Source organism: Aquimarina agarivorans (assembly GCF_000218485.1).
In the GTDB taxonomy this organism is placed as follows: domain Bacteria; phylum Bacteroidota; class Bacteroidia; order Flavobacteriales; family Flavobacteriaceae; genus Aquimarina; species Aquimarina agarivorans.
On sequence record NZ_AFPB01000156.1, the window covers coordinates 44,154 to 56,405 of the forward strand.

Annotated in this window: 14 protein-coding genes; 6 read left to right on the forward strand and 8 right to left on the reverse strand. The window is 30.2% G+C overall.

Annotated elements, in window-relative coordinates; genetic code table 11:
• Positions 1-97: 97 nt before the first annotated feature.
• Both GMC_RS0111755 and typA read right to left on the reverse strand, forming a co-directional pair.
• Positions 98-688 (reverse strand): hypothetical protein, encoded by a 591-nt coding sequence (locus GMC_RS0111755; RefSeq protein WP_010522314.1) that lies wholly within the window; start codon positions 686-688, stop codon positions 98-100.
• Between the two features lie 95 nt (positions 689-783).
• The gene (typA, locus tag GMC_RS0111760; protein WP_010522315.1) at positions 784-2,586 is read right to left on the reverse strand and encodes a translational GTPase TypA; all 1,803 of its coding nucleotides are present in this window, start codon (positions 2,584-2,586) and stop codon (positions 784-786) included.
• Between the two features lie 283 nt (positions 2,587-2,869).
• On the opposite strand from typA, the gene kdsA reads away from it, so the two are divergent.
• On the forward strand, positions 2,870-3,688 hold the full coding sequence (gene kdsA / locus GMC_RS0111765; RefSeq protein WP_010522316.1) for a 3-deoxy-8-phosphooctulonate synthase: 819 nt from the start codon (positions 2,870-2,872) through the stop codon (positions 3,686-3,688).
• A 30-nt stretch (positions 3,689-3,718) separates the two neighbouring features.
• On the opposite strand, the gene GMC_RS0111770 is transcribed toward kdsA, so the two are convergent.
• Positions 3,719-4,864: a glycosyltransferase family protein gene (locus GMC_RS0111770; protein ID WP_010522317.1), complete on the reverse strand. Its 1,146-nt coding sequence runs from the start codon at positions 4,862-4,864 to the stop codon at positions 3,719-3,721.
• A complete protein-coding gene (locus GMC_RS0111775; protein WP_010522318.1) occupies positions 4,864-5,706 on the reverse strand; it encodes a phytanoyl-CoA dioxygenase family protein in 843 nt (280 codons plus the stop codon). The genes GMC_RS0111770 and GMC_RS0111775 overlap by 1 nt, the downstream gene beginning before the upstream one ends.
• 92 nt (positions 5,707-5,798) lie before the next feature.
• On the opposite strand from GMC_RS0111775, the gene GMC_RS0111780 reads away from it, so the two are divergent.
• Positions 5,799-6,905: a glycosyltransferase gene (locus GMC_RS0111780; protein WP_010522319.1), complete on the forward strand. Its 1,107-nt coding sequence runs from the start codon at positions 5,799-5,801 to the stop codon at positions 6,903-6,905.
• A complete protein-coding gene (locus tag GMC_RS0111785) occupies positions 6,902-7,315 on the forward strand; it encodes a sugar 3,4-ketoisomerase (protein ID WP_010522320.1) in 414 nt (137 codons plus the stop codon). Before GMC_RS0111780 ends, GMC_RS0111785 begins: the two co-directional genes overlap by 4 nt.
• A 15-nt stretch (positions 7,316-7,330) precedes the next feature.
• Here the strand turns inward: GMC_RS0111785 and GMC_RS0111790 are convergent, their stop codons facing one another.
• Genes GMC_RS0111790 through GMC_RS23010 form a run of 3 tightly spaced genes read right to left on the reverse strand, consistent with a single transcriptional unit; the run spans position 7,331 to position 9,181 of the window.
• Complete coding sequence (locus tag GMC_RS0111790; protein WP_010522321.1) at positions 7,331-8,284, reverse strand: glycosyltransferase family 2 protein; 954 nt, start codon at positions 8,282-8,284, stop codon at positions 7,331-7,333.
• Entirely contained in the window at positions 8,281-9,072 is a 792-nt protein-coding gene (locus GMC_RS0111795) for a glycosyltransferase (RefSeq protein WP_010522322.1), read from the reverse strand. The genes GMC_RS0111790 and GMC_RS0111795 overlap by 4 nt, the downstream gene beginning before the upstream one ends.
• Positions 9,011-9,181, reverse strand: coding sequence for a glycosyltransferase (locus GMC_RS23010; protein ID WP_138940617.1), 171 nt, complete (start codon positions 9,179-9,181; stop codon positions 9,011-9,013). The genes GMC_RS0111795 and GMC_RS23010 overlap by 62 nt, the downstream gene beginning before the upstream one ends.
• Positions 9,182-9,229: 48 nt before the next feature.
• On the opposite strand from GMC_RS23010, the gene GMC_RS0111800 reads away from it, so the two are divergent.
• From GMC_RS0111800 to GMC_RS0111810, 3 genes are read left to right on the forward strand one after another with little or no spacing between them, the layout of a single operon-like run.
• Complete coding sequence (locus GMC_RS0111800; protein WP_010522323.1) at positions 9,230-10,045, forward strand: 2OG-Fe(II) oxygenase; 816 nt, start codon at positions 9,230-9,232, stop codon at positions 10,043-10,045.
• Positions 10,042-10,467 (forward strand): hypothetical protein, encoded by a 426-nt coding sequence (locus tag GMC_RS0111805; protein ID WP_010522324.1) that lies wholly within the window; start codon positions 10,042-10,044, stop codon positions 10,465-10,467. Before GMC_RS0111800 ends, GMC_RS0111805 begins: the two co-directional genes overlap by 4 nt.
• Before the next feature lie 6 nt (positions 10,468-10,473).
• Positions 10,474-11,373: a hypothetical protein gene (locus tag GMC_RS0111810; RefSeq protein ID WP_010522325.1), complete on the forward strand. Its 900-nt coding sequence runs from the start codon at positions 10,474-10,476 to the stop codon at positions 11,371-11,373.
• On the opposite strand, the gene GMC_RS0111815 is transcribed toward GMC_RS0111810, so the two are convergent.
• Positions 11,374-12,057: a cell division ATP-binding protein FtsE gene (locus GMC_RS0111815; RefSeq protein ID WP_010522326.1), complete on the reverse strand. Its 684-nt coding sequence runs from the start codon at positions 12,055-12,057 to the stop codon at positions 11,374-11,376.
• Positions 12,058-12,252 lie beyond the last annotated feature (195 nt).

Sequence of the window (12,252 nt, forward strand, 5' to 3'; positions counted from 1 at the left end):
GCTTTACCCAATGTCAAAATCTTTATGATCTAAATATGTTATGACTAAATATATTTATTAATTTCTGTCTTAACATTGGGTAAATACTAGTGTATAGTTACTTTCTTTCCAAAGTAACAACAATCTGCCCTTTTGGATTAGTTGCTGTAAAACCGTTCAGATCAAATCCTTCTTCAATAATAGTAACAAAATCAGTTTGATCTATATCCAATTCGTATTGAACTTCATCGGCAGTAAATTTGATAATTTTTGCTTGAGAACCGGCAATAACTGTATTTCCATCATTTATTGACCAATTGTTTATTTCCGAAGTTTCACCTAATATTTTTTCAGACTCAAAAGTGTCTTCTCTTTGTGTTTGGATGGAATCAGGAAGTGGAATTCCAGCAGGTGCTGTAAAATTTGTTGTTGCTTTAAAAGTTCCCTCAAAGTTTACTGTGTTTGGATTTGTTGCAAATAAGGCAGTAGTATCAAATTCAGATCCCTCTACTGTAAAATTAACGGTGAATCCCGCTATTTCAGCGGTTCCATTAGTTACCTCAAAATCGACTAAATTCCAATCACCTACCAAATTTTCATCGACTAGGTCAATTTCAGGTGTAATTGGGGTTCCTGCATCATCGCTTGAACAAGATGAGATTGTTAATAGTAGTAAAAATGATAATAGAGTTGAAAATAATTTATTCATAATATAGTTTAGGTTTGTTTAGTTCGCACAAAAAAAAGGTGCTATACTTTGTATGTATAACACCTTTTTTTAATTTTTAGTATTGGCAATAAAATTTATGCGATTTTATTACGCTTACGTTCATTTTCTGTCAAATATATTTTTCTTAATCTTAAAAAATTAGGAGTTACTTCAACATATTCGTCTTTTTGTATAAATTCCAAAGCTTCTTCCAATGAAAACTTAATTGCAGGTACAATTTTAGCTTTGTCATCGGCTCCAGAAGAACGTACGTTTGATAATTTCTTAGTTTTAGTAATATTGACTGTCATGTCATCGCCACGTGAGTTTTCACCAATGACTTGACCTTCATAAATATCCTCACCTGGATCTACAAAGAAACGCCCTCTATCTTGTAATTTGTCGATAGAATAAGGGATCGCTTTACCAAGTTCCATAGATACTAAAGAACCATTCTGACGTTCTGGAATTCCTCCTCGCATTGGTTGGTATTCAGTAAATCGGTGTGACATAATTGCTTCCCCAGCAGTAGCAGTTAATAATTGATTACGTAAACCGATAATTCCTCGTGATGGGATTACAAATTCGCAAATCATACGATCGCCTTTGGTTTCCATACTCAGTAATTCCCCTTTTCTTAATGTTACCATTTCCACAGCCTTACCCGAAACGTTTTCAGGTAAATCAATAGTCAACTCTTCAACAGGTTCACATTTTACGCCATCAATTTCTTTAATGATTACCTGAGGTTGCCCAATTTGTAATTCATAACCTTCTCTACGCATGGTTTCGATAAGTACCGAAAGGTGCAATACACCACGACCAAAAACTAAAAATTTATCGGCACTATCAGTTTCGTTTACTCTAAGTGCTAAGTTTTTTTCTAATTCTTTTGTTAAACGGTCTTTAATGTGTCGAGACGTTACAAATTTACCATCCTTTCCAAAAAACGGAGAATCGTTAATGGTAAACAACATACTCATTGTAGGTTCATCAATGGCAATCGTTTGTAGTGCCTCAGGGTTTTCAACATCAGCAACAGTATCGCCAATATCAAATCCTTCAAGACCTACTAATGCACAAATGTCACCTACTTGCACTTCAGAAACTTTTTTACGACCTAAGCCTTCGAAGCTATGTAATTCTTTTATTTTTGATTTAATAATAGATCCATCCCGTTTTACAAGTGATACTTGTTGTCCTTCTTTTAGGTTACCTCTTTGTAAACGACCGATAGCAATTCTTCCCGTAAAGGATGAAAAGTCTAATGAAGTTATCAGTAATTGTGTAGTCCCTTCATCAAATTTAGGAGCAGGAATATGTTCTAAAACCATATCTAACAATGGTTCAATGTTTTCAGTTTGATTTTTCCAGTCGGTACTCATCCAATTGTTTTTGGCTGAACCATAAACAGTAGGAAAATCAAGTTGCCATTCTTCGGCACCAAGTTCAAACATTAAGTCGAAAACTTTTTCATGTACCTCATCAGGCGTACAGTTTTCTTTATCTACTTTATTAACTACAACGCAGGGTTTCAATCCAAGATCAATGGCTTTTTGAAGTACAAATCGAGTTTGAGGCATAGGCCCCTCAAAAGCATCCACTAATAAAAGCACACCATCGGCCATATTAAGTACACGTTCAACCTCTCCACCAAAATCGGCGTGACCAGGAGTATCAATAATATTAATTTTAGTTCCTTTATAAGTTACAGAAACATTTTTTGAAGTAATTGTAATACCTCGCTCACGTTCTAAGTCATTATTATCAAGAATTAAATCTCCTGTATTTTCATTTTCACGAAATAATTGACAGTGATACATAATTTTATCAACCAAAGTAGTCTTACCGTGGTCAACGTGTGCAATAATGGCTATGTTTTTAATCGTATTACTCATAAAAGCTAATTTATTGATGCTAAAATTTGGCGCAAAGGTACGTTTATTTGATTAATTACTGGAAAGTGAAGCGTTTTTGTTATTAGCTTGTAAGTGAATATTAATAAATTTTATAAAATGACTTGATAGTAGTTGTAAAAATAAGAGTGTTTAGAGATGTGTAATAATGTTAAATTTTATTTTTTAGGGGCATAAACAGCGGGTTGTTGTCTCTATTTTAAATAAATTAATAAATGGGTATTTATAATTTTTATTCAATTACTTTTGTGAAAATCTTATAATAATGCAGCTGAACAATATTCCTAAAATTAAAAATTTAACTAGTAATAATTTTTTCTTATTAGCAGGACCATGCGCTATAGAAGGAGAGGAAATGGCATTGAGAATTGCTGAAAAAGTAGTTAAAATTACTTCTGATTTGAAAATTCCTTACGTTTTTAAGGGATCTTTTAAAAAAGCCAATAGGAGTAGGGTGGATAGTTTTACGGGTATCGGAGATAAAAAAGCACTTAAAATTTTACGAAAAGTTAGTGAAACTTTTAATGTACCAACGGTGACTGATATCCATACTAATGAAGATGCCGCTAAAGCGGCAGAATATGTGGATGTTTTACAAATTCCAGCGTTTTTAGTGCGTCAAACAGATTTAGTAGTCGCAGCAGCCAAAACTGGAAAAACAGTAAACTTAAAAAAAGGACAGTTTATGAGTCCCGAAGCTATGCAGCACGCCGTGAAAAAAGTATATGATAGTGGCAATGAAAATGCTATGATTACTGATCGGGGTACTATGTTTGGCTATCAAGATATGGTAGTTGATTTTAGGGGCATTCCAACCATGAAACAATTTGGAACTACGGTACTTGATGTAACACATTCTTTACAGCAGCCTAATCAAACGAGCGGAGTTACAGGTGGCAGACCCGATATGATTGAAACCATTGCCAGAGCTGGGATTGCTACAGGTGTAGATGGATTATTTATTGAAACTCATTTTGATCCTTCAAATGCTAAAAGTGACGGCGCTAATATGCTGCATTTAGATTACTTGAAAAGTTTATTGACGAACCTAGTGTCTATTAGACAAGTGATTAACAAGTTATAAAAAAACTTATACAAAAAGGTTTTACCAGAATTATAAGCCCCATGCTTTTAAATATTGTTTGGCAACAGCTGTGCATTCATGATGTTTTTCAATAAATTTTCGAGCTCTGTAGGAAATTTGAAGCATTAATTCAGGATTTTCAATAAGTTCGGATAGTTTGTGAACCAAATAATCAACATCAGGTTTTGCTTCAACCAAAGGCATAGTTGCTTCAGTAAGTTTGTAATAACTTTTAAAATCATCGTTGGCGCCACTAAAAACAACTTTGCCTCGGCCCATAGCTTCGCGTCCGTTATATCCTTGGTCGTAGCTCAAACATTGATCCAATAGAATGTGAGATTCATTGTAAACTTTCATGTAAGCATCATAAGGAAGGTTTCTCGTTATTTTAACGACGACCTTATCAGGGTATTTTTGCTGTATAGTTTTTAGTGCTTTTAAAAAATAAGAAATACCTTTAGCATGCTGGTTGTTGGTATTGATGCCACAAAAAATATTAATTTTATTTTTGATGTTTAAAGGGCTAAATTGAAGTTTAGACAAGTCAATAGGCGTAGGAATCATGTTTAAAGCTTTTGAAGTATTGCGATAAACAATTTCATAGTCGATATCGCTGGGTATAATTCCTTTTATATTTTTTGAAAAAAATTGGTAATATTTTATAAAGTCGGGCTTTGTATACTTTAAAGCGTATTGAAATTCTTTTTTTAGGTTTTTATTTTTTAGATAAGGAGTAAAACTTGAAAAACCTTTATGTTGATGCAGCATGTAATCTACCCAAGGTACCTCCATACTACCACCGTGCAAATAACAGTTTTTGTTATGTTTAGTAATATTTTTAAATATAAATTTTTCAGTTTTTGGAGTTGCTAAAAACGGGATGCTATTGATGAATTGAACTGCGTCGTATTGCTCAATTAATTTTATTTTTTTTTTGAATTTCATCCTAAGTTCAAACATTGAAATATCTAAACCTGTAAATCTAAAAATTACATTCTTTATAAAATTAAGAGGTCTATTATTTTTAAATTTTTGAATATCTAAAGCTATGTCTACCGGGTATTTTTTGAAGCCATCGCCATGTGCAAAAATGGTTACATCATGTCCAAGATTCATTAATCCTTTTTTCAATGAATTATGAAACCCACTATATTCCCCCACTAAAAGTATGTTCATCAAGCTTCTTTTTTGTCAAATCTTAGTTCCAGAGCCACTCTGGTAATATTTTTATTTTTATTAACGGCAGCGCCGTGAATTAAAAAAGGAGAAAAAATTAATGCTTCTTTCTCTTTAGGATTGGGTCTAATCATTTTGAAATCACCATCAGTAGTTTTTATAATACATGGAACGTAATATTGATTTCCATTAATATAAGCACCTTTGGAATTAGTTCTAATGATTTTATTTTCAGGAATTAAATGACTTTCAGGTATAAGTGGTAAAGAAGAATTCTTATTACAACCAGCAATGGGTATCCATACATTTAAAATATTTTTCCAATAACTTAAGTAACCGTCTCGGTGAGGAGGGTTAATATCCAGACTATTCGGTCTGCTGATTCTAATTTGGATATGTGAACTTTTAAGTTCTTTTATGTATGATGTTAATTTTGTGTTGGTGTGTTCGCTGAATTTGAGTGCTAAATTTTCAAAATCTACCTTAAAATCTTTGTTTGTTAAACTACGCGTATGATGAATTACTTTTAAATGCTGATCATCATTAGTTATATATTTATGATAATCTTCAATTTTAAACTGCTTTTTAGAAACTTCAGCACCAGCTAATTGTAAGCCTTTAAAAATGTTTTCTTTTACAGAAGTTATAAGGGAGGTCATTTCGTTATCATCAAAAATAGAAACTATCTTATAACCTTCTTTTTCCCAGTCAGTTTTTTCAAGAATATTTCCTTTTGATTTATAAAGAGTTTCGGATTCTCCAATAAAAAAAGCTCCCACAACATCAAATGAAAAGAGTTCATTATCAATTAAAAGTGAACAAGTATGAGTTTCAGTATTCAAATTCAAAGTTTAAAAGCAAATTAGCATAAGAGTAAATGAAATATTTAATCTAATATTTCGATATATTAGTGCAAAATAATAATAATAAATTGATGGTTGAAATAAAACCGACTAAACTAAAAATAGCAGTAATAGTAATTTCTCTTTCTAGAGGAGGTGCAGAAAGATCAACAGGAACAATTTCAAAAATTTGTGAAGATTTAGGACACGAGGTAACTTTAATTTCTGTAATTGATGAGCCGGAGTTTGATTATGGAGGGAAATATCATGCATTAGCAAAAGGAAAAGATTTTAAGACTGTTTTAGGTAGGAAATCGGCAAAGTTTTTTGATGCCTATCAATTGTTCAAAAAAGAAAATTTTGATGTTATTTTGGATGGAAGGACACGTCCCACTTTTTTAAAAGAATTGATCTTCAATTTGTTAATTTTTAAAAAAAAGCCTTTGATTAGAATGATTCATAATTCTAATTTGGAAAAAAGTTTCCCTTCTTCTAAATGGAAATCAAACTATTTGTACAAAAATGATAATTTAATAACAGTTTCTAAAAAAGCGGAGGTAATTGTTAGAGAGACTTTTAATTTTAATAAAATTAGAACAATTTATTATCCAGTCTCTAAAGCCAGAATAACAGAGTTAAGTAATAAGGCATTAGAAGTACATGAGAGTATATACATTTTATTTTATGGTAGGTTTGAAAATAAGAGTAAAAATTTGCTTTTTTTGTTGAAAGCATTTTCAAAGTCAAGTTTACCTAAATTAAATATCAATTTAATGCTTGTAGGGCAAGGGCCAGATGAAAATGAGTTAAAAGAAAAAGCCATTGAACTCAATATTGCAGACAAAGTTATTTTTAAAGGTTTTATTCCCAATCCAATGCCATATGTAAAGCATTCACTGTTTACGGTTATGACAAGTAATTATGAAGGTTTTCCTATGACATTGATAGAGTCGTTAACATTAGGAGTTCCTGTAGTTACTTTAGATTATGTGTCTGGTCCATCAGAAATTATTGAAACTGGGAAAAACGGAATTTTGGTCACAAAAAAGAAAACTGATGACTTTAGTAAAGCGTTAAACAAAATGATTACAGACAAAGATTTTTATAATAAATGCGTTGAAGGTACAAAAGACAGCGTAAGGTTTTTTGATACAAAGTATATTGCTCAAAAATGGAACGAATTGTTAAAAGAACTATGAGAGATACTAAAGTTACTGATTGCTATATTATAGAGTTAAAAAAAATAGAAGGCCAAGATGCACGCGGTAGTTTGTCTGTAATTGAAAAAAATGTAATTCCTTTTGAATCAAAAAGAGTGTATTACCTTTACGATGTACCAAGTGATGCCAAAAGAGGAGGGCACGCGCACAAAGAGTTGTACCAATTTTTAATTCCATTATGTGGTAGTTTTGATGTTGTTTTAAATGATGGATATTCCAAAAAAACTTTCACCCTAAATAAGCCTAATAAAGGCTTGTTAATTTGTCCTGGAATTTGGCGAGAGTTGGAAAATTTTTCATCCGGAGCAGTTTGTTTAGTGTTAGCTTCCGAAGTGTATGATGAGTCAGATTATATTAGGGATTTCATGGCTTTTAAGAAGTGTAAATAACAGCAAGCTTCCTGTTTATTTAAAAATTGACAAATAAATATTCATTCTCATTAGTATAGATTTTGCTTTTAAAACATACTTTAACAGACTTGTAGGTAATTGTAAAGCTATTGTTTGTTTCCAATTTAGGTTATTTGATAAGATTTGATTTTTAAGTATAGTTAGTTTTTTTGAATTGCCATTTAGCTTATACTGTAGTGCAATTGCAAATCTGTTTTGATCCATGTATTTTTTTAAGAAAAAGTGTTTGCTTTCTTCAATTAAATACTTTTGAGTCACTTTGAACCTGGAGTCTGAATGATTAGTTTTGGAAAGACTATTCAGGATATATTTATTGTGAATTGCAGTAACAGTTTTATTAAAAACAAAATTATAACGCAGCGCAAGTCTAATCCATAAATCGGTATCATGACCAGAGATTATTTCGGAGTCAAAATAATAGCCTGAGAGCAAAGTTGATTTTTTTACACAAACAGCGGAAGTCCAAGCAATATCATTGTATAAACTATTTTTAAAATAATCTTCAATGAATACTATTTGATTCTTATTTTCATTAAAATTACTAAAGGATGTTTTCTTATTTTTTTTGGCAGAAAAGTTAATTTCATAATTATTGCAAAAAATACTTTCGTTTTCATACAAATCGATTGAATTTTTAAATTCTTGTAAGTGATTTTGATGCCAAAAGTCATCAGCGTCTAAAAAAGCAATATATTTTCCTGCTGCCTTAGTAATACCATTATTTCTTGCAATTGGAGCTCCTTGATTTTTTTGGTCAATAATAAGCATATTATCAACATTGTATTCTTTACATAATTTTAAGCTATCATCTGTTGAACCATCATTTACAATAATTATTTCGTAATCTTGTACGGTTTGCTTAAAAACAGAATCTAATGTTTTTTTTATATAAAGCTCTTTGTTAAATAGCGGAATAATTATTGAAAAAAAAGGGGTGTTTGGATTCACTTATCACCATATTTAATTTTACAAAAATAACCTAATCTGTAAAAGTCCAGAAATAGTAAACTAGGTCGGTTGCCTAGTATGTTTTGTTTCAAGAGTTTTTTTGATTTTGAAAAAATTATCACAATAATTTTTTCAAGTTTAAATCTTCTAATTGTTTCATATGCTTTGAGCAAACCATTGTCTCCTGAGTTAATCAGATTTTTGCTGTAAAGCATATAAATTGTTTCTGCAGACTGTTCTTTTTTTCGTAAATAAACAGCATTTGTTTCTAAACCTAAATGAAAAACGAGATTATCAATATGTAAAATTTTATATTTTTTTTCTTTAACCTTTAAAGAGAAAACATTGTCATATCCGTAATGATTTCCAACTAAGTTTTTATTAACGTTTTTGAAAATTGCCTTTCTTATAAGTAAATTGGCAGAAACAATTGTTCGGTATGGTTTTTTATTTCTTGATTTTGATGACTTAGTTTCTTTATACCTTCCGTATTTCCATCTCAAAATTTTAGAAAATTCAGGAGCTTTGTCTTTATAGGCTATACCTCCCAGATAAATGTCAAAATTATCATTGAGTATAAAATTCATGTAGTTTTCTAGAAAATTCGTTTCTGTTGGAATGACATCAGCATCTAAAAATAAAATCCAGTCATATTTGGCATAATTTGCAAGTAGTTGTCTAGTTTCAGTTCTACCTTTGTTCGTACTATTTGTGTAGTATTTGCAATTATTTTCTACACATAGTTTTTTTATTATGGCGCTCAATTTTTTGGTTAGTTGAACAATCATCAAGAATAATTATTTCGTATTTTTTATTTGAGAGCTTCATTTCTGAAGTTAAAAAAAATAACAAGTCCTTAAGCGAATAGTTGAAAACAGGAATAAGAATGGATACCATCAAAAAAAAATGTAAATTGTCTTATTAAAAACTTTTACTTTCTATCAAATGTACGACAGAAAAGAAATAGAGCAAATTTTATTAAATAAATTAGATGAACATTCAAATTTTTTAAAATTACAATATAAGGCTAATGTAAATAGAATTCCTTTTTTTTACGTAGATGATCTTTTTCCTTTGGATTTAGCAACAAACATTTTTGATGTTTTCCCAAAAGAAACCCAGACAACTTTAAAAAAAAGTTTAAAGGAGCATAAGTATGTTGCAGCACAAATGGATCGTTATGACAACTTATTGGAAGAGGTTATTTACGCTTTTCAGCAACCCCAAATAGTAACTAAAATTGAAAAAATTTGCGGTCTTAGTAATTTGCAGCCCGATGAAAATTTATACGCAGGAGGTATATCAATGATGAGAGAAGGTAATTTTTTAAATCCACATCTGGATAACTCACATGACAAAGATCGAAATTTTTGGAGGGTACTTAATTTGTTGTATTACGTTACTCCTGATTGGAAGGAATCTTATGGCGGTAATTTGGAGTTATGGCCTGAAGGGGTAAAAAATAAACCTACTAAAATTCATGCCAAATTTAATAGATTAGTTGTTATGGCAACTCATGCTAATTCTTGGCATTCAGTTGAAAAAGTTACTCGTCCTGGTGTTCGTTGTTGTGTTTCCAATTATTATTTTTCTGCAACACCAATTACTAAAAATGCTAAATTTCATGTAACTACCTTTAGGGGGCGGCCAGAACAAAAATTTAGGGACAAATTACTAATGGTAGATTCTTTTGCCAGAATGCAAATTAGAAAAATTTTTAAAAAAGGGATTGTAGAGAATCCGCACGTATATAAAAAATGAAAAACTTTTTTTATATAAATTTTATTTTTATAGTTTGTTTATTGTACTATACTTTGGCTGCATTAGGAAAATTATATGCTCCAAAAGGAGAGTTTTTTCCTTTTTTTCATTGGGGGCTTTACGTTACAGTTCCTCAAAAAATTGAAAGAGATTTTATTGATATTTATAAAAAAGAGGATACCACTTTTTCGAAACCTATTTCTTTTTATGATTTAACCAAAGATGAAATTTATATCAGCGAATCACGATTTTTGCTTAAAAAGTTAAAAAATTGTATGAATAAACCTTGTTTTGATCCCACTTTTAAATACATATTAAAGTATATTCCTGAAAACCGAGTCAGCATATTTTATTTAATAGATGAAAATTCTAAAAAAGACACGTTAGGCTACATAAAAAATAGAATTTTTATTAGTAAATAATTATTTATGAAAGAAGAGTTATTAAAAGAACATTGGTTCTGGAAGTATGCATTTGTAAAAGATGGTTTGTTTAAAGGAGACGTTCAAAAAATTAATAACAATATAAATTTAAGTGTAAAGGTTTTTTATTGTTTACTCTTATCGTTAAATGTTGAATTTATTTTTTATTTAAATAATTATTTAGATAAAAACATTTCAGATGCGCTTTGGCCTGTATTTTTTGTAGATTATTTACCTAAAGTACCGTGGATATCGGTTTTAATTATTGTAAGTTTCTTAATCAATTTATTAGCTGTTTTTAATTTTAAATCAAGATTAGTAAGAATATTACTTTTTTTAAGTTGTTTCATGTTGTTTGCGCTTTTCAATTCGGCAGGAAAAATTAATCATTCTTTACATACAATTTTAATACCATTGTTTTTCTTTAGTTTTCTAAATTTTAAAGAGGAATCCAAGATATATGTTAATAAGATCATCTTTGCTTCATCGGTTTTTGCGCTGTTAACAACTTACAGTTTTGCAGGCTTTTGGAAAATATTAAGAGGGTTTTTACATATAATTCAAGGGGAGAATGGAATTTTTTCAACCAATGCTATGACAAGGCTTTTGCAATATCAATACAGATATGATACTCCTACTTTTTTTGGTAATTTTCTTATTGAAAATGAATTTTTAGGGTGCTTACTTTTGTGGTTAGGTATTTTAATTGAATTTACCTCTGTAATTATTTTCTTTAAAGCAAAACTTCATGTGGTTTGGGGAGTATTGTTATTATCACTACATATTTCTATAGCATTAATTATGGATGTTTTTTTTAGTAATGCTTTAATTAGTTTATTGCCACTTTTAATTTTATCTCCTTTTTTAATTCGAAAAAAAAGATTTTTTGTATGCTTAATTGGATAATTAACTCTTCCGTTGCACTACTTCAAAAATTTTATGGTTTTCGCATTTTAAAGTTTTAGACGGGTATTTTAGTAATAAAGCATAATCGTGAGTGGCCATTAAAATAGTATTTCCATTTGCATTAATTTCTTTTAATAACGCCATCACTTCCAGTGAAGTTTGTGGATCCAAATTTCCTGTGGGTTCATCGGCTAAAATAAGTTCAGGATCATTTAGTAAGGCACGGGCAATAGCCACGCGCTGCTGTTCTCCTCCTGAAAGTTGATAAGGATAAATAGTACCTTTCGATTCCATACCTACTTTGGTAAGCACTTCTTTAATCCGATTTTCAATTTTATCCTTTTCTTTCCAGCCAGTGGCTTTTAAAACAAATGTTAAATTATTATTTACAGTACGATCGTTAAGTAATTTAAAATCTTGAAATACTACACCAAGTTTTCTTCTTAAAAAAGGTATTTCCTTTTCCTGTAAACCATTAAGCTTAAAATTCACTATTTCTCCTTCGCCTTGTACTAAAGCTAAATCCCCGTAAAGCGTTTTAAGAAAACTACTTTTTCCTGAACCTGTTTTTCCGATAAGATACACAAAATCACCTTTTAATATTTCCAAGGAAACATCAGAAAGGACTGCTGTTTCTCGCTGAAAAATTGTAACATTTTTTAATTTTAGCACGGATTCACTCATAAAATAGTATTTATAGCTGTAAAATTATAAAACTAAATCAGTTTGCAAAATAAAGAGACAGTTTTAGTGTTTTAATTAGGGTGTCAACAGCCCCAAACATGATATAAAGGGTTGTGTGAAAAAAAAGATTAATTTTTGACTGATCTTTTAATATTAAAATTTTTATTACAGTTAAATGTGTTAAAATATTAAGTT